This window comes from Herbaspirillum sp. Her3 (assembly GCF_057961275.1).
Map to the genome: position 1 here is coordinate 3,413,473 of NZ_CM176328.1, position 19,899 is coordinate 3,433,371.

A 19,899-nucleotide genomic window follows, 5' to 3' on the forward strand; every position below is an offset into this window, starting at 1 on the left:
CCATCAGTAAGCGTTGTCGCGTTTGATCACCATGCGCACGGTCTGGAAGATGATCCACAGATCAAACATCAGCGACCAGCGGCGCAAATATTCCAGATCGAATTCAATGCGTGCCTTCATCTTGTCCAGCGTTTCGGTCTCGCCGCGCAGGCCGTTGACCTGGGCCCAGCCGGTGATGCCCGGCTTGACCTTGTGGCGCAGCATGTAGCCCTTGATCTGCTTGCGATAAAGTTCGTTATGGGCCACCGCGTGCGGACGCGGACCGACGATACTCATGCGTCCCTGCAGGACGTTGAAGAACTGCGGCAATTCGTCCAGCGAGCTGGAGCGCAGGAAGCCACCGATCTTGGTCAGACGCATGTCGCCCTTGGTGGCCTGCGTGACCTTGCCGCCATCTTCCATGACCGTCATGGAGCGGAATTTGTAGACCACGATTTCTTCCCCGTCCAGCCCGTAGCGTCGTTGCTTGAAGATGATCGGACCAGGAGAGGTCAGCTTGACGCAGATGGCGATGACCATCATCACCGGCAGCAGCATCAGCAGGATGCCGGAAGCCAGTACCAGGTCACTCAAGCGCTTGACGACGTTGTTGGTGCCGGTAAAGGGCGTCTCGCAGATGGCCATCACGGCCATACCGCCCACGTAGTCGAAGCGCGCCTGGATCAGGTTGAAAATGTAGATATCCGGGATGAAGTAGATCGACGCCGTGGTGTCCTGCAGCTCGTCGATCATCTGCAGCACGCGCGGTTGTGCAGAGATCGGCATGCTGATGTAGACCATGTTGATGTTGTTCTCGCGCACGTAGGCGGCCACGTCGGTCATCTTGCCGTGCAGGGGTGTATAGGTGCCGGCGGGCTGACGATTGAGCTCACGGTCGTCAAAGAATCCCATCAGTCTGATCATCAGGGAGGGATACTTTTCCATGCGGTCGGCCAGCTTCAGCGCGGCCGGATTGACGCCGATGATGATCGCCTTGCGCACTTCCCCTTTGGTGTGCAGGTCGCGCATGACGCGCGACTGCAAATGCTGGGAGACGACCAGGCCGACAGGCGTAGTGACCACCCAGAAGAAGATCGCCCGCATCGACAGGTTCTGGTAGAAGTCGCAGATGTACGCCACCAGCACCAGTACCGCTGCCACGGCAATCCAATCCATGACGGGCGCGAACGACGACGGCCCTTTGGGATTGCGCCGCAGTCGGCGCTGGTGAAACTCGGTAAAGAAATAGGATGACAGGAAGAAGGCCATGATGGCGAGCACCCAGTAGTCACCGACGAAGGGATGCCCATGCATACGCACCAGCACCCACAGATACGCGACAATCAGCGCCGGTTCGACGAAGCGCTTGAATACCATGGTGATGGTATTGGGCTTGACGTTGACCAACGGCAGGCCATCATGCAGGTCGGTCATTTTGGGGGCCTCAGAATTCATAGCGCGAAGTCAAAGAGATGCCGTTGGAGAGATAACTGAAACTGGTGATGTTGGACTGCAGTTTTTCGCGGTATACCGCCAGCACCAGAGACAGCGAATTCGTAGGCGCGTAGGTCAGGCTCAGGCTGGCCTTGTCGTAAGTGTCGCGACGATTGGATGGCGTGATCCCTGTAATGATCGACGCGCCGTTGTAATTGCGACGTTCGTGATCGATCACACCATCCACGCGAAGCTTGGCGGTGGGCAAATACACTGCCGCCAAGTTGACACCAGTGGTCAGTGCAAAGTTAGCGTCAACATCGTTGACTCCGCCAATCTCGCGCCAAAGGTTGGCCTTGAAGCCGGTCTTTCCTGTGGCTTGCCACTCGCCAATCAATCTTGCATTGAAACCGCGATAGCCATTGCCGCTAGCGGCTGAGTTGCGCTCGCGGCGGGTCAATCCCCCAAGAAACTGCAACTTTGTCTCACCGCTGTACAACCATACGATTTTGGCCTTGTAATCCTCTTGGGTGAAGGAGTTATTAAGCGTGCTCGTCCCCACCACCGTATCGAAAGGATAATTCCCGACCGTCTTGCGCGCTTGCACGCCCGCCACACTTCCACTTCGCGCCGTGTAATCCAGACCCACTTCCGCCAGATTCTGCGTGAAGTTGTTAGCCTGTTGGCTACTCAAGTCATAAGCCAAACCAAATTGCGAGGCTTGAGCGCGCACTGTCCAGTCTGGATGTAGTTGCCATGCCGCACTGGCGTATTTGGTGTCCATCGTTCGGATATTCGGCACAAACACCCGCAAGTTCTGAAAAGGGGTCAAGGAGCGAGAATAGACATAGCCGACGTTGCCCGAGAATCGCTCGCCCAACACCCACGCCCAATCCGCCTTGAGGTCCCGCGCATCATTATCAAACTGCTTGAAAAAATCAAAAGTGTTCTTGGTGGCGCTTGCATCCACCAAGATGTGCTGGCGACCAACCATCCGATCAATACGGATACCACCCACCTTGCTTTGAACGTTATCCGACAGCTTGGAGGTACCCAGCGCTGCCTCGGCCGCCTCCGGACTGCTTAACCGCAACAAGTTGTCGTCATGCAAATACGTATACTGCACATACGGGACAACCACCTGACCGGGGTCTGCCGCGAATACAAAAGGGCAAGTCAGCGACACCATCAGAGCACACACTCGCACCTGGGTCTTGCGCTTGCTGCTATTGCGAAACTGCCGTGGCATCACGAATCAGCGCCCTTTCTTTTATAGTTTTACTTTTGAAACAATGGCAACATTAAGCGTTTAAATTGCTGCGTTGCAACACGCAAAATTTAGGAGTAATCATGCATCATTTTTGAAATTTAGGCAAAAAAATATGATAGGAATTGCCCCGTGGAAAAACGATCCAATAATGATACGCGCCAGTAAAATCGCGGCTATCAGACAAGGACGCATGGCCTTGTAGGAGAATCGGAAAATTTGTGATTTAGCAACAAACGCATCAAATCACATAAACTATTTATATCGCGATGCAACAAAACTGAACGTTTATCTTGCGACAAGAGTCCCGGCACTTTATATGCGCTGCACAAGCCGCTAAGATGCCTTGGCGAAATCGCATCCCCCCTTCCCGACACCACTGATTTCTTAATGAACTGGCACACCATCACCTTCCTCGGCGACAGCACCATGACCATTCCAGGCGCCTGCATCCTCGCACTTTGGCTGGGCGCCAACCGGATGTGGCGTCCGATGTTCGCCTGGCTGCTCGCCTTCGGCATGGCCATGTCCATCGTCGTCATCAGCAAGCTGCTGTTCATGGGCTGGGACATCACCCTACCCAGGCTCAACTTCACCGGCTTCAGTGGCCATACGGCCTCTTCCAGCGCGCTTTACCTGTCGATCGCACTGCTGCTGACACAGAATGGCAGCCGCGCCCGGCGCGCACTGGTCCTGGCACTGACGGCGGTGCTGGTCACCGCGGTAGGGCTGTCACGACTGATGATCAAAGTTCATTCTGAATCCGAAGTACTGCTCGGCCTGCTGGTGGGCGCCGCTGCGGCTTGGGGATTCGGCCTGTCGCTGCGACAGTCGGCTCCGCCGTTACGCCACCTGTTGCTGCCGGTGGGCCTTGCTGCCGTGCTGATGATGACCGGCTTCGATAAACCCGCCCCTACCCAGAGCTTCCTGCAGGAACTGGCCAAGAATCTGTCCGGCCGGCCCGAGCCCTACATGCGCCACGAACCGCTCTGAGGCGGTTAATCTCTTCATGAAAACTGCCGCTCAACTGAAAACTCAACGGCAGCCAGGCAGAAATCGCCTGCGGCTAACTGCTTGAACTCACCCAAAATGTTGTAACTTTTTTATTGATTCTACGAGTTAAGTTGTCAATCGATCAAGCAAAAACCGAAGGTTGTAACAATTTAGGAAATATTTACCACAGTAAAAATAATCCACTTGACTACTTCATCTGCGGCCGCAGTGCTTAACACCCCTCGCTCTGCACCCACCTGGACATGTAACACGCCCCTGCCCCATAGCTCTCCAAGCCCCCATCCTCTGGCAGGTCGGCCATCGCATCGATAGTGAATCCAGCCGCCTGCCAATATGCACTCGATGCATGAACCGCCACCAGCGTGGCACGCGGCAAAGCAGCCAATACGCAAAGACGCAGCAAGTCCTCCACCAGCGCGCGGCCCAGTCCTGAACCGCGCGCCCGCGGCAGCAAGGCCACGTCATGCAGGTGCAGGCAGTCGGAGCCATCCAGACTGCCGAGCAAGGTATTCAACGCCGGCGGATGGCGATGCCTGGCTGGATGCATGAAGGCGTAGCCGATGACCTCTTCCATCACCTCTTGGGCAATCGCAATCCGGCAGCCTTGAGGAAACAAGTCCAGCCGCTCGGCGAAGACTTCCTGCGCCTCGAAATAAGCTTCATGTACCTGTGCCGCGATATGCATCACTTGCGGCAAATCGTCGGCCCGCATCGGGCGCCATTGGTAGTGGGTCATGGATGTTCTCCTTGTGAGCGACGGGCTCGGCGCCAGCACCGATTTGAAAAAGAAAAACGCCGCAGGATGGTCATAGAAGACCCGCCTGCGGCGTTTCAATGGTGGCCTCCGCCACGGATACGACCAAGGTCGCCGTGCCCGACGCAGCTGCGCCAAGCGGGACCATCAGAACTGCTCAGGTGGCTGCTGCGCCCGGCTTCAAGGTCTCCAGCACGGCCTGCAACTCCGCACGCAGCGCGTCGATGGCAGCCTCATCCAGGCTGATGACCGGACGTTGCGGCTCTTGCGGCAGCTCCGCCTCGTGGGTGCCATCGAGCTTGTTGCGTGCCCCGCTGATGGTGAAGCCTTGTTCGTAAAGCAGCTCGCGGATGCGGCGGATCAGCAGCACTTCATGGTGCTGGTAATAACGCCGGTTGCCGCGACGCTTCACGGGTTTCAGCTGGGTGAATTCCTGTTCCCAGTAGCGCAGCACGTGCGGCTTGACGCCACACAGTTCGCTGACCTCGCCTATCGTGAAATAACGCTTGGCCGGGATGGGCGGCAAGACGATGGCCGCCGGTTTGTTGACACGATCATTCATAGATTAGACGGACATTTCAACGGGGCTGCCGCTGGAGAGTTCCACCATTTCCTTCAATTTCTGGCTGGCATGGAAGGTCACGACACGTCGCGCCGTGATCGGGATTTCCTCGCCAGTCTTGGGATTGCGACCAGGCCGTTGCGGCTTGTCGCGCAGCTGGAAATTACCGAAGCCGGACAGCTTGACGGCCTCGCCACGTTCGAGTGCGTTGCGAATCTCGTCGAAGAAGGTTTCCACCATGTCCTTGGCTTCGCGCTTGTTCAGACCGACCTGCTCGAACAAAAGTTCGGCCAGCTCGGCCTTGGTCAGCGTCGGCAGGTTCTTGTCAGCCTGCGAACGTGCCTGAGATTCCAGTACGGCACGATGCAGGTCGGCGTCCAGCACGGATTGAAATTCGTTCGAATTCACGTTGTTCATGGCGATGAATGACTGGGCCTCAACCGATTCCGGTCTGTAATTATTTTCGCTCTCGGACATCACATCAGGCACGCAACCTGGCGCCGAGCTTGGCGCTCGCAGCGGCCACCAGTGCATTCACCGCAAGGTCAACCTTGTCATCCTGAAGGGTGTTTTGAGTATCTTGCAAGGTGCAGCGGAACGCAAGGCTTTTTTCGTCCGCTTCGAGTCCCTTGCCTTGATATTCATCAAATAAAACAAGGGCTTGCAAGATAGCGCAATCCGCATTGCTCTGCTTTTCAGCGGCAAAGACGTCCAGCAATTGCTGGGCGCCGACCGACTGCTTGACCACCAGAGCGATGTCGCGGCTGACCGCCGGGAACTTGGAGATTTCGACGTAGGACGGCAGGTCGCGCTGCTGCAAGGCTTGCGCATCCACCTCGAACACCACGGGCGCCAGCGGCAGGTCGTACTTCTGCTGCCACTTGGGATGCAGTTCGCCGATCACGCCGACTACCTTGTCACCCACCAGCACGTGGGCGGTGCGCCCCGGATGCAGGGCCGGATGTTCCGCCTTGACGAAGCGCAGCGCGCGCGGGGCAAACAGTGCTTCCAGGTCGGCCTTGACGTCGAAGTAATCGACGTTGCGGGTCGGCTGGCCCCATTGCTCGTCAGCCACCGGGCCATAGGCCAGCGCGGCCACGCGCTTGGGCTGCTCGAAACCGGCGACAGCCAGCGGACCATCGGCGATGGCAGCATTCTTGCTGAACACGGCACCCACCTCGAAGACGCGAATGCGCGCCGCCTTGCGGTTGACGTTGTAGCGGGCATTGGCCACCAGGCCGGCGATCAGCGAGGAGCGCATCACGCTCATCTGGCTGGCAATGGGGTTCAACAGCTTGATGGGATCGGCATTGCCGGCGAAGTCGGCTTCCCAGGCGCTCTCCACGAAGCTGAAGTTGACCACTTCCTGGTAGTCCTGATCAGCCAGCAGGCGGCGGATGGCGAACAGCGAACGGGTATTCTCGGGCGCGATGCGCATCGCATTGGCGGCCACCGGGGGCAGCGCCGGGATGTTCTCGAAGCCGTAGACGCGCGCAACTTCCTCGATCAGGTCTTCCTCGATCTCGATGTCGAAGCGATAGGACGGCGGTGTCACCGAGAACAGTCCAGGCTGGTAGTCGAACGAGAGGCCCAGGCGCTTGAAGATGTCCGACACCATCTCGTCGGTGATCTCCACGCCGATCACCTTGGCTGCGCGGGCGGTGCGCAGCGAGACCGGTTCGCGCTTGGGCAGGTTGACGATCTGGTCGTCCACGGGACCGACGCGGGTCTCGGGCGTGCCGCAGATTTCCAGCAGCAGCGCGGTGATGCGTTCGATGTGATCGACCACGGTGGCGAAGTCCACACCACGCTCGAAACGATGCGCGGCATCGGTCGAGAAGTTGTAGCGGCGCGCACGCCCCTGGATCGCCTGCGGGAACCAGAAAGCGGCTTCCAGGTAGATGTTGGTGGTCTCCAGCGAGACCGCAGTCGCGTCACCGCCCATGATGCCGGCCAGCGATTCGATTTCCTTGTCGTCGGAAATCACGCCGACCCATTCATCGACTTCCACGGTATTGCCGTTGAGGAGCTTCAGGGATTCACCCTTGCGGCCCCAGCGCACGTCGAGGCCGCCGTGGATCTTGTCCAGGTCGAACACGTGCGAGGGACGGCCCAGCTCCAGCATCACATAGTTGGAGATGTCCACCAGGGCCGAGATCGAGCGCTGGCCGCTGCGCTCCAGGCGCTGCTTCATCCATTGCGGCGTGGCGGCCTTGGCGTTGAGGCCACGGATCACGCGGCCGGCAAAGCGGCCGCACAGATCAGGCGCGGAAATGCGTACGGGCAGTTTCTCGTCCAGGTTGACGGCAGCGGCTTGATAGACCGGAGCCTTCAGCAGTGCACCGGTCAGCGCCGAGACTTCGCGCGCCACGCCCAGCACCGACAGGCAGTCGGCCTTGTTGGGAGTGAGCTTGATGGTGAACTTCAGGTCATTCAATTGCAGGTAGTCGCGGAAATTCTGGCCTACCGGCGCATCGTCGGGCAGCTCCAGCAGGCCGCCATGATCTTCCGACAGCTTCAGTTCGCGTGCCGAGCACAACATGCCCTGCGATTCCACGCCGCGCAGCTTTCCGACCTTGATCTCGAAGGGCTTGCCATCGGCACCCGGCGGCAGCACGGCACCGACCATGGCGCAAGGCACCTTCAGGCCCGCGCGCACATTGGGCGCGCCGCAGACGATGTTGAGGATGGTGCCGGTATGAACATTCACGCGGCAGACGTTCAGGCGGTCCGCATCCGGATGCTTGGTCACTTCCAGCACCTCACCCACCACCACGTTGGTGAAGGGAGGCGCGACCGGTTCGACTTCCTCGACTTCCAGACCGGACATGGTCAGCAAGTGCGACAGTTCATCCGAGGTCATGGTCGGATTGACCATGGTACGCAGCCATTTTTCAGAGAATTGCATGATTCAGACTTTCAGCTATCGGCTATGAGCCAGAGGCGCGCCGCGACGGCGCGGCGCCCTGCGTGATCGAATTAATTGAATTGCTTCAGGAAGCGCAGGTCGCCTTCGTAGAACAGGCGCAGGTCGTTGATCCCGTAGCGCAGCATGGTCAGGCGCTCAAGGCCCGAGCCGAATGCGAAACCGATGTACTGCTCGGGATCGAGGCCCATGTTGCGCACCACGGTCGGATGCACCTGGCCAGCGCCGGAGACTTCCAGCCAGCGGCCTTTCAGGGGACCGCTGCCGAAGGCGATGTCGATCTCGGCCGAAGGTTCGGTGAAGGGGAAGTAGGACGGACGGAAACGCACCTGCAGATCGTCGGTCTCGAAGAAGGCCTTGACGAAGTTGAGGTACACGCCCTTGAGGTCGGCAAAGCTGATGTCCTCGGCGATCCACAGGCCTTCGACCTGGTGGAACATCGGCGAGTGAGTGGCATCGCTGTCGACGCGATAGGTGCGGCCCGGTGCGATGACCTTGATGGGCGGCTTGTTCATGCGAGCGTAGCGCACCTGCATCGGGCTGGTGTGGGTACGCAGCAGCAGGGGCTTGCCCTGGGTGTCGTTGCCTTCGATATAGAAGGTGTCCTGCATCGAGCGCGCCGGGTGATTCTCGGGGCTGTTCAATGCGGTGAAATTGGTCCAGTCGGTCTCGATTTCGGGACCGTCGGCGACGTCAAAGCCGATGGAGCGGAAGATTTCCTCGACGCGCTGCCACGAGCGCATCACAGGGTGAATGCCGCCCACGCCACGGCCGCGGCCCGGCAAGGTGACGTCGATGGCTTCGGCATTCAGGCGCGCCTGCATCTGGGCGTGGGCCAAAGCATCGCGGCGTGCGGTCAGCGCGGTTTCGATCTGTTCCTTGGCGACGTTGATGATCGCCCCTTGTACCTTGCGCTCTTCCGGCGCCAGCTTGCCCAGTCCCTTCATCTGCTCGGTGATCTGGCCGGTCTTGCCGAGGTACTTGGCCTTGGCATTTTCCAGTGCGGCGGCGTCGGGCGCGGCGGCGAAATCAGCCTGCGCCTGCGTGACCAGTTGGCCCAGGAGTTGGTCTAGGGGATTCATGCGGTAAGTCTCGCTCCAATCGAAAATCCGACGACGAAGTCGAAAAGAAGGGATTCACGGAAGGTGAATCAAAAAAATCCACGAAACCGTGGATCAAAAACATACGGGGCATCGGTGTAACACCTTTGCCCCGCAGGATTTTGCAGCGCCGGCTGCTCGTCTGACTTGCGTCGGATGTTGCGGCCGGCTACCGCAAACACGCTGTCGATTTAGGCGGCAGCGATGTTGGCCTTCACCTGGTTGACGATGGCAGCGAAAGCAGCCTTGTCGGTGACAGCCATGTCGGCCAGAACCTTGCGGTCCAGTTCAATCGCAGCCTTCTTCAGGCCGTTCATGAACACGCTGTAGGTCACGCCGTGCGAACGCGCAGCGGCGTTGATACGGGCGATCCACAGGGCGCGGAACACGCGCTTCTTGTTACGACGGTCACGGTACGCGTACTGACCAGCGCGCATGACTGCTTGCTTGGCAATACGGTAGACGTTTTTACGACGGCCGCGGTAACCCTTGGCGAGTGCGAGGACTTTCTTGTGGCGGGCACGTGCTGTTACCCCACGTTTGACTCTAGGCATAGTAGCTCCTTAGTGTATGGTGAGGTTAAGCGAACGGCAGCATCGCGCGAACGGAATTCAGGTTCGTCTCATGGACGCCCTCGGTACCGCGCAGTTGACGCTTGTTCTTGGTGGTCTTCTTGGTCAGGATGTGACGCTTGAAGGCTTGACCGCGCTTGACGGTACCGCCCGGGCGGACGCGAAAACGCTTCTTCGCGCTGCTCTTCGATTTCATCTTAGGCATAGCAACTCTGTCCTTTCGGACAGCTCCATTTTTTGATGATTGCAGGTGGCAGCACGCTCGCTGCTCTTGGATGCCTGCTCTCACTTATTTGACAGCGGGAGAACCCGCTGCTTTTGCCTGGCGCAGTCGCCTGCGCCCTGCAAATCCTTTGTCGGCCTTAGCGCCGCAAGGTCTGCGGCATGGACGACACCGGGGAGATGTCGTCCTGATACGGCTAACTGCTTGAAACCAGGAAAACTGAAAAAGATATAAACGATTTATTTCTTTTTCTTGGGCGCCAGCACCATGATCATCTGGCGACCTTCCATCTTGGGAAACTGCTCGACCTGGCCATACGGTTCCAGATCAGCCTTCAGGCGCTCCAGCACGCGCATGCCGATTTCCTGGTGAGCCATTTCACGACCGCGGAAACGCAGCGTGATCTTGGTCTTGTCGCCGTCTTCCAGGAACTTGGTGAGGTTGCGCAGCTTGATGTTGTAATCGCCATCATCGGTACCCGGGCGGAACTTGACTTCCTTGACCTGGATGACCTTCTGCTTGAGCTTGGCCTCGTGTGCCTTCTTCTGCTCCTGGTACTTGAACTTGCCGTAGTCCATCAGACGGCAGACCGGAGGTTGCGCAGTGGGCGCAATCTCGACCAGATCGACTTCAGCCTCTTCGGAAAGCCGTAAGGCTTCAGCCAGGCTGACGATGCCCAGAGGCTCGTTGTCGACACCCGAAAGGCGCACTTCCGGCGCAGTGATCTCGCGGTTGAGGCGATGCGACTTGTCAGTAGCTATTGCAGTTTCCTTTTAAAATCCAATGAATTAAGCCGTGCTCTTGCGCTGGGAGGAAGCCCTAGGCTTCCCCGTCTCAGGCTTTGGCGGCTACCTCATCCTTGAGGCGTTCCACCAAGGTGTCGATGGACATGACGCCCAGATCGACATTGCCCCGCGCACGCACGGCCACAGTGTTGGCATCCCGTTCTTTATCGCCGACAACCAAGATATAGGGCGGCTTCTGAATAGAATGCTGCCGTATTTTATAGGTAATCTTCTCGTTGCGCAAATCGGTCTCGACCCTAAACCCTTGTTTTTTCAGCGTTTGTGCAACGTTCTGCACATAATCGGCCTGCGCATCGGAAATATTCAGGATGACAACTTGCGTTGGCGCCAGCCACAAGGGCATGGCACCGGCGTGGTTTTCGATCAGGATGGCGATGAAGCGCTCCAGCGAGCCGACGATGGCCCGGTGCAACATCACGGGCACCTTGCGGTTGTTGTCTTCCGTGACATATTCCGCACCCAGGCGCGCCGGCATGGAGAAGTCCACCTGCATGGTGCCGCACTGCCAGGAACGGCCGATGGAATCCTTCAGGTGGTATTCGATCTTCGGGCCATAGAAGGCGCCCTCGCCCGGCAGTTCCTCCCACTCCGAACCGGAGGCGCGGATGGCTTCACGCAGGGCATTCTCGGCCTTGTCCCAGACCTCTTCTGCGCCGATGCGCTTTTCCGGACGCAGCGCCAGCTTCACCGCCACTTCCTTGAAACCGAAGCAGTCATAGACTTCACGCACCACGCGGTTGAAGGCAGCCACTTCTTCCTGGATCTGGTCTTCGGTACAGAAGATGTGACCATCATCCTGGGTAAAGCCGCGCACGCGCATCATGCCGTGCAGCGCACCCGAGGGCTCATTGCGGTGGCACTGGCCGAATTCGCCATAGCGCAGCGGCAGGTCGCGGTAGCTGTGCAGGCCGGAATTGAAGATCTGGATGTGGCCCGGGCAGTTCATGGGCTTCAACGCATAGGCGCGGTTTTCCGACTCGGTCGTGAACATGTTTTCACGATAGTTTTCCCAGTGGCCGGTCTTTTCCCACAGCGAGCGGTCCAGGATCTGCGGCGCCTTCACTTCCTGGTAACCGTTGTCCTGATAGACGCGGCGCATGTATTGCTCCACCTGCTGCCAGATGGTCCAGCCCTTGGGATGCCAGAAGATCAGGCCCGGCGCCTCGTCCTGGAAGTGGAACAGGTCCAGCGCGCGACCCAGCTTGCGGTGGTCGCGCTTTTCGGCCTCTTCCAGCATGTGCAGGTAGGCTTCCTGATCTTCCTTCTTGGCCCAGGCAGTGCCGTAGACACGCTGCAGCATCTCGTTGTTGGAATCGCCACGCCAGTAGGCACCGGCCAGCTTCATCAGCTTGAATACCTTCAGCTTGCCGGTGGACGGCACGTGCGGGCCGCGGCACAGGTCGGTGAAGTTGCCTTCGGTGTAGAGCGAGACGTCCTCGTTCTGCGGAATGGAGGCGATGATCTCGGCCTTGTAGTCTTCGCCGATGGACTTGAAGTAAGCCACGGCCTCGTCACGCGGCAGCACCTTGCGGGTGACCGGCTCATCCTTCTTGGCCAGCTCGGCCATCTTCTTTTCGATGGCTTGCAGGTCTTCCGGAGTGAAGGGACGCTTGTACGAGAAGTCGTAATAGAAGCCATTGTCGATGACCGGGCCGATGGTGACCTGGGCGTCGGGGAACAGCTCCTTGACCGCATAGGCCAGCAAGTGGGCAGTGGAGTGGCGAATCACTTCCAGGCCATCGGCATCCTTGTCGGTGATGATGGCCAGGTCCGCATCCTTGTCGATCAGATAGGACGTATCGACCAGCTTGCCATCGACGCGGCCCGCCAGGGCCGCCTTGGCCAGGCCGGTGCCGATGTTGGCGGCGACCTGCGCCACCGTGACCGGGTTGTCGAACTGGCGTTGCGAACCATCGGGAAGACGAACTGAAACCATTGTGCACTCCATGTCGGCAGCCTTGCTGCCTTGCCTGTTGAGGGTAATGTCGAAAAGACGGACGAAAAAAAACGCGGACCAGCCGCGCTTTTTCAAAGGACGAAAAAGAACCCGACTAGCGTCGCGTGAAAACCTCGGTGGTAGTTCGCGGTGTCATAACCGGTTTGCCTTTCTCGCTCTTACAGATGAGGGGGTATGGAATCTCTGGGCAGCTGCCAGCAGGGGCAGAACAGACCGAAGCGCAGCATTATAGCAAACTTTGCACGAACATCGGCACGCTTGCCGCACAGCATCAGCCCATACCCCGGACAATACGGCGCTGTCGGGCTACCCGGGCCCGGCGGAAACGGCGATAACCGGCAAGCTTCTTCACTTCCATCGATCAGAAATGACGCCTCACGCCAAAAAACGAAACGGCATCCGAAGATGCCGTCTGCCGTTTGCCGTCTCAAGCGAAGCGAATCAAGCCGCTCATCAAGCGTTGGCCATCGCGGCGCGGCGAGCCAGTATCTTCTCGATCTTTTCCTTGAGGGTAGCCGCCGTGAAGGGCTTGACGATGTAGCCATCGGCACCCGACTGCGCCGCCACGACGATGTTTTCCTTCTTGGCCTCGGCCGTGATCATCAGCACCGGCAGATGGGCCAGCGAGGGCGTGGCGCGGATTTTCTTGAGCAGCGTCAAGCCATCCATGCCCGGCATGTTCCAGTCGGTCAACACGAAGGTCACCGGCAAGGCGCCCGCCTCCAGGATTTTCAAGGCCGAAGAGCCGTCGTCGGCCTCCACCATCTTGGTGTATTCGAGTTCCTTCAGCAGGCCGCTGACAATGCGACGCATTGTCGAAAAGTCATCAACCACGAGGAAATACTGATCATCTGCTGCCATAGGAAAATTCGTTGAACCGTGAAAATGAGGATTGGAGATGTTATCCGCGAAAAAATTCGGGGCAAGTGTAAAGCATTTTGAGATGCTTCCGCGAAACATCTCGCGCATTCCTTCATAAAATTCACTTTTTCTCACCTGCCATTGACCCGCCGCAAAGCCATGGAGGCCGCTGCCACGCCATTGGCATCAGCAGTGGTCAGGATTCACGGGGAAATGAATGGAAATGAAGGATGGCGCAGAAAAACAAAAAGGAAGCCGCCAGCGCGCTTCCTTTTGTGGATTCCTGCATGTGTCGCATATTTCTTCACCCAACCCTTCAGCTTCATCCGGAAGCAAAAGAATTGGTAGGCACGATTGGACTCGAACCAACGACCCCTACCATGTCAAGGTAGTGCTCTAACCAGCTGAGCTACGCGCCTATCGAAGAATGCTGCTACTTAAAATAAAAAAGGAAGCCGAGAACGCGCCTCCTTTTTATCGCTCCGCCCCAACCCGACCATCCCGCACGGGACCAGAAGAATTGGTAGGCACGATTGGACTCGAACCAACGACCCCTACCATGTCAAGGTAGTGCTCTAACCAGCTGAGCTACGCGCCTAACGAAGAAGCGAGAGTATAGGAGACTTTTCAAAATTTGCCAAGGGGTAAATGCTGAAAATGATGAAAAAGTAAAAATAATTCTCGTCTTTCACCAGGCATCCCGCCTCCCCTGCCCGCTCTCCTATTGGCGCTTGGCGTCGATGACGCCCTTGACTTCGCGGATCACCGTCAAGGCCTTCTGCAACTGCTCGGTCGAACCGATCTCGGCCGTGAAGGCCATGCGCGCCTGCCCCTTCACGCTTTGCGTACTGACGCCGATCACGTTGATCTTGTCGCGCAGGAAGATATCGGAGATATCGCGCAGCAAGCCCTGCCGGTCGCTGGCCAGCACGAAGATATCGACCGGATACACCGTATCGCGCGCCGGCGCTCCCCAGGTCGTCTGGATAACCCGTTCCGGCGCGTGCGAGCTCATCTCGGCGAAGTTCTTGCAGCTCACCCGATGGATGGAAACGCCCTTGCCGCGCGTGACGAAGCCGGCGATCACATCCGGTGGTGCCGGCTTGCAGCAGCGCGCCAGCTGGGTCAGCAGACCATCCGTGCCGACCACCAGCACGCCCGACTTGGCGCCCTGCACGATGCTCGAGGCCCGGCTCTTGCGGGTGATCAGGGCCTCGTCGTCGATCTCGGGTTTCTTTTCCTCGCCCACGTGCAGCGCCTGCTCCACGTGCCGCAGACTGAATTCTTCCTTGGCCAGCGACAGGCACAGGTCATCGACCTTGGCAAAGCCCAGTTTCTGGGCCAGCTCTTCCAGGTTGACGGCGGTCTTGCCTTCGCGCTGCAGGGTCTTTTCCAGCAAGCCACGGCCGACGGAGAGCGTTTCTTGCTGCTCGATGGCATTGAACCAGGCACGGATCTTGGAACGCGTGCGCGAGCTGGCCGCATAACCGGGACTGAGCCAGTCGCGCGACGGGCCCACGCCGGGGCCACTCTTGGCGGTGATGATTTCTACCGTCTGGCCATTCTTGAGCGTGGTGTTCAACGGCACCATCACCCCATCCACACGCGCACCACGGCAGCGGTGGCCGACATCGCTGTGCAGGTGATAGGCGAAGTCGATGGGTGTGGCGCCGCTGGGCAGTTCGATCACGCGCGCCTGTGGCGTGAGCACATAGATGCGCTCATCCAGCGTGGCCGACTTGAGCTTTTGCACCCAGTCGCGGCGCACTTCTTCCTGGTCCACCACGGCATCGGTGACTTCATTCTTCCAGGCCAGCAGCTGGCGCAGCCAGGCGATTTTCTCGTCATATTTCTGCGCCGAGAAATTCGATCCGCCGCTTTCCTTGTAGCGCCAGTGCGCCGCCACGCCGTATTCGGCGAAGTGGTGCATCTCGTGCGTACGGATCTGCACTTCCAGCGCCCGGCCATCCTCGGCCATCACCACCGTGTGCAGCGACTGGTAACCATTCTGCTTGGGACGGGAGATGTAGTCGTCGAACTCTTCGGGAATCGGCGTCCAGATGTTGTGCACGATGCCCAGCACCGAATAACAAGTCTTCACATCATCGACGATGACACGGAAGGCACGCACATCGTAGAGCTCGGAAAAATCGATGGACTTGCCGCGCATCTTGTTCCAGATGCTGTAGATGTGCTTGGGCCGCCCGCTAACCTCCGCGCGGATGTCCTGGGCCGCCATCTCCGCGCGCAGGCGCGCGATCGCATTGGCCACGAAGGCTTCGCGCTCCAGGCGTTTTTCTTCGAGCATCTTGGCGATGCGCTTGTAGGTCACCGGCTCCAGGAAGCGGAACGACAGGTCCTCCAGTTCCCACTTCAGCTGCCAGATCCCCAGCCGGTTGGCCAGTGGCGCGTAGAGGTCGAAAGTCTGGCGCGCGTACTGCGCGCTGGCCTCGTTCTCCTGCTTGGTCTCGGCGAAGTAGCGCAAGGTGGCCACGCGCGAGGCCAGGCGCACCAGCACTGCACGCATGTCGGTGGCCATGGCCAGCAGCATCTTGCGCAGTGTTTCCACCTGGGCGGCGGCCTGCTGGGCGGCGTTCTTGCCGCGCAGGACTTCCTGGTTCTGGGGCTGGAAGCTGAGACTGTGAAAGCGCATCAGCTGGCGCACATTGCCCACCAGCTCGGCGATTTCCTTGCCGAAGCGTTCTTCGAGCTTTTCGTCCAGCTCGGGATGGAGCATCTGGACCTCGAAGGCCAGCCCGGCAATGCGGGTGTCGGCATCCACGTTCAGGGCCGTCAGCACGGTGGCCACCGAGACGGCGAATTGCAGCGCGTTCTGCCCGGACAGGATCTGCCTGTCGGCATACAGCGGTTCGAGTTCGGCCAGCGCCTGCTCAACCCGTATCACATCCTCAGGACCGAGACCTGCAGTGATGGCCGCCAGGCCTTCGCCCGGGGTACTTGCTACCGAAACCATACTGCTTACTTCTGGGCGGCGACGATGATGATTTCCACCAGCAGTTCAGGACGGGCCAGCTTGGCTTCGACGGTGGCGCGCGGCGGCGCGTTGCCGGGAGCGACCCACTCATCCCAGACCGCGTTCATGCCGGCAAAATCCTTAACGTCGGACAGGAATATCTGGCACGACAGGATCTTGGTCTTGTCACTGCCGGCCTCGGCCAGCAGGCGGTCGATGTGACCCAGCACTTCGCGGGTCTGGCCTTCGATGTTCTGGGTGGCGTCTTCGGCGATCTGGCCGGCCAGGTAGATGGTGCCGTTATGAATGGCGACTTCGGAGAGGCGCTTGCCGACGTGCAGACGTTGTACTGACATGAAATTTCCTTCGTGGTGAAACCCGGCGCGAGTGAGCGCCGGTGATGACAAAAATGGATGAGGCCGGGAACCGCTCAGCCCAGCAGGAACTGGCGCGCCACCTCGATCTGCGGTACATGCATGAAGGTCGGCGCATGGCCCACGTCGGGCAGCTCGACCAGTTTGGCCTTGGGGCCACGGCGCGTCATTTCCTGCGCCACTTCCGGCAGCAGCAGGTCGGACTGGGCGCCGCGCACCAGCAGCGTCGGACAGCCGATGGCATCGTAGGCCGCCCACAACATCTGCTCGGCCGCGCTGGCCGCTTCCGGCGTGGTCAGCTTGAACGGCACGGCCAGGCCCAGATCGTAATGGCGCACCCACTTGCCCTCTTCATTCTGGCGCAGCACATCCTTGGCCAGCTTGTGCCACTCTTCATCACTGTGTTGACCGAAGCTGGCCGAAATGGTGCGGATGTACTGGGCCGCTTCCTCGAAGGTATCGAAGCGCACGTCCTGGCCGATGTATTCACCGATGCGCGCCAGTGCAGCACCGTTGAGGGAGGGGCCGATGTCGTTGAGCACCAGGCGGCGGATCGGGTTGCCCGGCAGCGAGGCCAGCGCCATGCCGATCAGCCCCCCCATGGAAGTGCCGAACCAGTCGACAATCTCGGCATCGGCGCGCGCCAGCAGGGTCACCATGTCGCTCACGTACTGCGGCACGGTATAGAACTGCGGATTGGCCAGGCGTCCGGAACGGCCGCGGCCCACCACGTCGGGGCAGATTACCCGGTAGGTATCGCACAGCTCGCGCGCCATGCGGTCGAAATCGTCGGAGACCCGCGTGACGCCGTGCACGCACACCAGCACATTGGGATTGCGCGCATCGCCCCACTCCTTGTAGGCCATGGTATGCAGGCCGGCGGGCGAAATGCACTGCACTGTCTTGACTACGGCTTCAGTCATGGTGAGGGCCTTCCTGATGAAAGAAGACGTCATTCTACCCTCTCACGACAGCTTGTCGGCCGGAAATGACACCCTTGGACGGAATGGAATGCTGTCCGTCGCGTGCAAACTGGCCGTCCGGGGCGCATGAACCAAGGGCATCAAAAAACCGGAGTTTTCCGCAGGAAAAAACGGATGATGTGGCGCAAGTCGCTGCTATAATGCGTCCCTTTTCCGGCGGCCCTCGCCGGCATCGCTGCAGCAGACGCGATGACCAGGATAGTTCAGCCACCGCAGACGCTGCGGCATGGGCCACTGCAGTATCGGGGGTATGGTGAAATTGGTAGACACAAGGGACTTAAAATCCCTCGGCCGCAAGGCCGTGTCGGTTCGATTCCGACTACCCCCACCAGTATTTCAAGCTAATGCAGGCAACAGGCAATGGAGCAAACGGACACTTCGGTGTCCTTTTTTGCGTTGACTGTACAAACCAGAAGCAGGCGACCAACGGCACCAGCGCCAAAAATTCGCCTTCAGCGCTTGAGCAACTCCAGCGCATCCTCCGCCACGCTGCGCAGATTGGTAATGGTGGCATTGAGATCAGCCAGTTCGGCCGGCGTGGGCGGCTGGTCCATGCCGTTCTTGACCAGCGAGGCCTTGATGATCGTCGCAGCCATCTGCCACGCAGCCTTATTGTGTGCGTCCACCAGTTCCTTCTGGATGCGCTCCAATTCCGCTTTCTGATTTTTATCCATTATCCTTGACGAGGCCGTGTGCGAATTTGCCCAGCATGCTGCGCAGATTCGTGATCGTCCCGATGGAAGACCACTCCCTTGAACTCCCTAACATTACTTTCAGTCAGGCAATTCGACAAGTGATTTTACCTTCATGTCAGCAAACTGCGGGAGCCGCCTCACCTGCATTCTCAAGCACTGATAAGCACTCTGTTACGGTTCTTTACCATCCGTCCAAACCCTGCACTTCGTGAATCCTTTACAATTCACGCCATCCTCTTCTGTCCTTCTGCCGCTGGAGATCCGCCGCATGCCGCGCTCGCGTTTTTCTGTTCCGTTTTTCTTCATCACCGCCCTCAGCCTGGGCCTGACTGCCTGCAGCACAGGCAAGACCGCTTTCTATCATCAGGAGGAATTCAGCGATACCAGCGCCTTCTCGCGCAGCTTCCCCGGTAGCGAAAAAGCCGTCTGCGAAGCCGCCCGGCGCGCGCTGCTGGGCCAGGGCTACGTGATCAGCAAGTCGACGGACAATACCCTGGATGGCAACAAGAGCTTCCAGCCCGACAGCGACAAGCACATGGAAATCGCCTTCCACGTGGTCTGTGCCTCCAATGGCAACGGCAAGAGCTCGACCATGTTCGCCAGCGCCACCCAGGATGGCTATGGCATCAAGAAGAGCAACAGCTCGGCCAGCCTGGGCGTGAGCGTGCTGGGCTCGGTGTCGATGCCCTTTGCCGCCAGCGACGATTCCATGGTGCGCGTTTCCAGTGAAACCATCCGTTCGGCGGACTTCTATGACCGTTTCTTCGGGGCGGCCGAGCGTTACCTGCTGGTGGACGTCGATGACGACACCGCACCTGCCAAGAAATGAAGATTTAGGGAATTCACCCGGTCAGCACTTCCCGGGAATGAACGTGACAATGGCGGCCGAGGCCGCCATTTTTCTTGTCCAATACCATCGGCTCAACGCCCCCAGTAGCCCGGAGGCGGCGGCGGACGGTGCCAGTGACGATGATGGCCGCGATAGTAGTAATCCCGTTCCACATAGACGGGCGGCGGCGGGTTGACGTAATAGACCGGAGCCGGACGCACATACACCGGCGGCGGGGGCACATACACCGGGGCCGGGGCCACGTACACAGGCGGGGGAGCCACGTAGGCCGGCACGCCGATGTTCACACCGATCGAGACATGCCCAGCCATGGCCGGCGCTGCGGACAGACCGGCCACGGCAGCAAAGACGGCCATGCCGGCAATCATGGGAATCGACTTGTTCACGATAGCTCCTCGTTGTTCTGAATGACGTAGCGTGACTATATCCCCCGATTCCTGACAACTCTAGGCGAAAGCCGTAAGGTTTGTAAGCAAATGCTTCACAATTTCTGAGGCAAAAGCGACGCAAATTTACGCCACTTTCGCCTCCTGCGGGCTTTTCAGGCCGACTGGCCCGTTTGCGTACT

19 protein-coding genes and 3 tRNA genes are annotated in these 19,899 nt (G+C 59.1%); 3 read left to right on the forward strand and 19 right to left on the reverse strand.

What is annotated here, in order from left to right; translation table 11 throughout:
* Positions 1 to 3 precede the first annotated feature (3 nt).
* Positions 4 to 1,413, reverse strand: a complete 1,410-nt coding sequence (locus ACVC5H_RS15515) for an undecaprenyl-phosphate glucose phosphotransferase (protein WP_489618724.1) — start codon at positions 1,411 to 1,413, stop codon at positions 4 to 6.
* Positions 1,414 to 1,423: 10 nt separating this feature from the next.
* Positions 1,424 to 2,602: an XrtB/PEP-CTERM-associated polysaccharide biosynthesis outer membrane protein EpsL gene (gene epsL, locus ACVC5H_RS15520; protein WP_489618725.1), complete on the reverse strand. Its 1,179-nt coding sequence runs from the start codon at positions 2,600 to 2,602 to the stop codon at positions 1,424 to 1,426.
* A 468-nt stretch (positions 2,603 to 3,070) separates the two neighbouring features.
* Here epsL and ACVC5H_RS15525 point away from each other — a divergent pair, with 468 nt between their 5' ends.
* Positions 3,071 to 3,673, forward strand: coding sequence for a phosphatase PAP2 family protein (locus tag ACVC5H_RS15525; protein WP_489618726.1), 603 nt, complete (start codon positions 3,071 to 3,073; stop codon positions 3,671 to 3,673).
* A gap of 232 nt (positions 3,674 to 3,905) precedes the next feature.
* Here ACVC5H_RS15525 and ACVC5H_RS15530 read toward each other — a convergent pair whose 3' ends face one another.
* The 15 genes from ACVC5H_RS15530 to ACVC5H_RS15600 form a co-directional block, all read right to left on the reverse strand.
* On the reverse strand, positions 3,906 to 4,430 hold the full coding sequence (locus tag ACVC5H_RS15530; RefSeq protein WP_489618727.1) for a GNAT family N-acetyltransferase: 525 nt from the start codon (positions 4,428 to 4,430) through the stop codon (positions 3,906 to 3,908).
* Positions 4,431 to 4,605: 175 nt separating this feature from the next.
* Entirely contained in the window at positions 4,606 to 5,010 is a 405-nt protein-coding gene (locus ACVC5H_RS15535; protein ID WP_489618728.1) for a MerR family transcriptional regulator, read from the reverse strand.
* 3 nt (positions 5,011 to 5,013) lie between these two features.
* Complete coding sequence (locus tag ACVC5H_RS15540; protein ID WP_026051953.1) at positions 5,014 to 5,427, reverse strand: integration host factor subunit alpha; 414 nt, start codon at positions 5,425 to 5,427, stop codon at positions 5,014 to 5,016.
* A gap of 64 nt (positions 5,428 to 5,491) precedes the next feature.
* Positions 5,492 to 7,918: a phenylalanine--tRNA ligase subunit beta gene (gene pheT, locus ACVC5H_RS15545; RefSeq protein WP_489618729.1), complete on the reverse strand. Its 2,427-nt coding sequence runs from the start codon at positions 7,916 to 7,918 to the stop codon at positions 5,492 to 5,494.
* 71 nt (positions 7,919 to 7,989) lie between these two features.
* A complete protein-coding gene (pheS, locus tag ACVC5H_RS15550) occupies positions 7,990 to 9,018 on the reverse strand; it encodes a phenylalanine--tRNA ligase subunit alpha (protein WP_008328031.1) in 1,029 nt (342 codons plus the stop codon).
* A gap of 209 nt (positions 9,019 to 9,227) precedes the next feature.
* Positions 9,228 to 9,590 (reverse strand): 50S ribosomal protein L20, encoded by a 363-nt coding sequence (gene rplT / locus ACVC5H_RS15555; RefSeq protein ID WP_006712690.1) that lies wholly within the window; start codon positions 9,588 to 9,590, stop codon positions 9,228 to 9,230.
* 25 nt (positions 9,591 to 9,615) lie between these two features.
* A complete protein-coding gene (rpmI, locus tag ACVC5H_RS15560) occupies positions 9,616 to 9,813 on the reverse strand; it encodes a 50S ribosomal protein L35 (protein WP_006712688.1) in 198 nt (65 codons plus the stop codon).
* Between the two features lie 257 nt (positions 9,814 to 10,070).
* Positions 10,071 to 10,592 carry a translation initiation factor IF-3 gene (gene infC / locus ACVC5H_RS15565; protein WP_088753697.1) on the reverse strand — a complete coding sequence of 174 codons (522 nt, stop codon included), beginning with the start codon at positions 10,590 to 10,592 and terminating at the stop codon, positions 10,071 to 10,073.
* Between the two features lie 73 nt (positions 10,593 to 10,665).
* Positions 10,666 to 12,573: a threonine--tRNA ligase gene (gene thrS / locus ACVC5H_RS15570; RefSeq protein WP_489618730.1), complete on the reverse strand. Its 1,908-nt coding sequence runs from the start codon at positions 12,571 to 12,573 to the stop codon at positions 10,666 to 10,668.
* A 474-nt stretch (positions 12,574 to 13,047) separates the two neighbouring features.
* Positions 13,048 to 13,455 (reverse strand): response regulator, encoded by a 408-nt coding sequence (locus tag ACVC5H_RS15575; protein WP_338719135.1) that lies wholly within the window; start codon positions 13,453 to 13,455, stop codon positions 13,048 to 13,050.
* Between the two features lie 342 nt (positions 13,456 to 13,797).
* Positions 13,798 to 13,874 (reverse strand) — tRNA-Val (locus ACVC5H_RS15580).
* A gap of 102 nt (positions 13,875 to 13,976) precedes the next feature.
* Positions 13,977 to 14,053, reverse strand: a tRNA-Val gene (locus ACVC5H_RS15585).
* A gap of 123 nt (positions 14,054 to 14,176) precedes the next feature.
* Complete coding sequence (locus ACVC5H_RS15590; protein WP_489618731.1) at positions 14,177 to 16,429, reverse strand: RelA/SpoT family protein; 2,253 nt, start codon at positions 16,427 to 16,429, stop codon at positions 14,177 to 14,179.
* A 5-nt stretch (positions 16,430 to 16,434) separates the two neighbouring features.
* The gene (locus ACVC5H_RS15595) at positions 16,435 to 16,785 is read right to left on the reverse strand and encodes a RidA family protein (protein WP_338719132.1); all 351 of its coding nucleotides are present in this window, start codon (positions 16,783 to 16,785) and stop codon (positions 16,435 to 16,437) included.
* Between the two features lie 74 nt (positions 16,786 to 16,859).
* Positions 16,860 to 17,726, reverse strand: a complete 867-nt coding sequence (locus ACVC5H_RS15600; protein ID WP_489618732.1) for an alpha/beta fold hydrolase — start codon at positions 17,724 to 17,726, stop codon at positions 16,860 to 16,862.
* 304 nt (positions 17,727 to 18,030) lie between these two features.
* Between ACVC5H_RS15600 and ACVC5H_RS15605 the strand changes: the two genes are divergently transcribed.
* Positions 18,031 to 18,117: transfer RNA gene (locus ACVC5H_RS15605), tRNA-Leu, on the forward strand.
* Positions 18,118 to 18,238: 121 nt separating this feature from the next.
* On the opposite strand, the gene ACVC5H_RS15610 is transcribed toward ACVC5H_RS15605, so the two are convergent.
* The gene (locus ACVC5H_RS15610; RefSeq protein ID WP_227022621.1) at positions 18,239 to 18,412 is read right to left on the reverse strand and encodes a hypothetical protein; all 174 of its coding nucleotides are present in this window, start codon (positions 18,410 to 18,412) and stop codon (positions 18,239 to 18,241) included.
* 337 nt (positions 18,413 to 18,749) lie between these two features.
* On the opposite strand from ACVC5H_RS15610, the gene ACVC5H_RS15615 reads away from it, so the two are divergent.
* Entirely contained in the window at positions 18,750 to 19,310 is a 561-nt protein-coding gene (locus ACVC5H_RS15615) for a DUF2242 domain-containing protein (RefSeq protein ID WP_489618733.1), read from the forward strand.
* A gap of 92 nt (positions 19,311 to 19,402) precedes the next feature.
* Here ACVC5H_RS15615 and ACVC5H_RS15620 read toward each other — a convergent pair whose 3' ends face one another.
* The gene (locus ACVC5H_RS15620; protein ID WP_489618734.1) at positions 19,403 to 19,717 is read right to left on the reverse strand and encodes a hypothetical protein; all 315 of its coding nucleotides are present in this window, start codon (positions 19,715 to 19,717) and stop codon (positions 19,403 to 19,405) included.
* Positions 19,718 to 19,899: the final 182 nt, after the last annotated feature.

What these genes read in the sequence shown, in the direction of transcription:
- ACVC5H_RS15515 (WP_489618724.1), bottom strand. Translation starts at nt 1,413, where the DNA reads ATGACCGACCTGCATGATGGCCTGCCGTTGGTCAACGTCAAGCCCAAT.
- ACVC5H_RS15595 (WP_338719132.1), bottom strand. Translation starts at nt 16,785, where the DNA reads ATGTCAGTACAACGTCTGCACGTCGGCAAGCGCCTCTCCGAAGTCGCC.
- ACVC5H_RS15530 (WP_489618727.1), bottom strand. Translation starts at nt 4,430, where the DNA reads ATGACCCACTACCAATGGCGCCCGATGCGGGCCGACGATTTGCCGCAA.
- ACVC5H_RS15575 (WP_338719135.1), bottom strand. Translation starts at nt 13,455, where the DNA reads ATGGCAGCAGATGATCAGTATTTCCTCGTGGTTGATGACTTTTCGACA.
- ACVC5H_RS15525 (WP_489618726.1), top strand. Translation starts at nt 3,071, where the DNA reads ATGAACTGGCACACCATCACCTTCCTCGGCGACAGCACCATGACCATT.
- ACVC5H_RS15600 (WP_489618732.1), bottom strand. Translation starts at nt 17,726, where the DNA reads ATGACTGAAGCCGTAGTCAAGACAGTGCAGTGCATTTCGCCCGCCGGC.
- rplT (WP_006712690.1), bottom strand. Translation starts at nt 9,590, where the DNA reads ATGCCTAGAGTCAAACGTGGGGTAACAGCACGTGCCCGCCACAAGAAA.
- rpmI (WP_006712688.1), bottom strand. Translation starts at nt 9,813, where the DNA reads ATGCCTAAGATGAAATCGAAGAGCAGCGCGAAGAAGCGTTTTCGCGTC.
- ACVC5H_RS15535 (WP_489618728.1), bottom strand. Translation starts at nt 5,010, where the DNA reads ATGAATGATCGTGTCAACAAACCGGCGGCCATCGTCTTGCCGCCCATC.
- epsL (WP_489618725.1), bottom strand. Translation starts at nt 2,602, where the DNA reads ATGGTGTCGCTGACTTGCCCTTTTGTATTCGCGGCAGACCCCGGTCAG.
- pheT (WP_489618729.1), bottom strand. Translation starts at nt 7,918, where the DNA reads ATGCAATTCTCTGAAAAATGGCTGCGTACCATGGTCAATCCGACCATG.
- thrS (WP_489618730.1), bottom strand. Translation starts at nt 12,573, where the DNA reads ATGGTTTCAGTTCGTCTTCCCGATGGTTCGCAACGCCAGTTCGACAAC.
- ACVC5H_RS15615 (WP_489618733.1), top strand. Translation starts at nt 18,750, where the DNA reads ATGCCGCGCTCGCGTTTTTCTGTTCCGTTTTTCTTCATCACCGCCCTC.
- pheS (WP_008328031.1), bottom strand. Translation starts at nt 9,018, where the DNA reads ATGAATCCCCTAGACCAACTCCTGGGCCAACTGGTCACGCAGGCGCAG.
- ACVC5H_RS15540 (WP_026051953.1), bottom strand. Translation starts at nt 5,427, where the DNA reads ATGAACAACGTGAATTCGAACGAATTTCAATCCGTGCTGGACGCCGAC.
- ACVC5H_RS15590 (WP_489618731.1), bottom strand. Translation starts at nt 16,429, where the DNA reads ATGGTTTCGGTAGCAAGTACCCCGGGCGAAGGCCTGGCGGCCATCACT.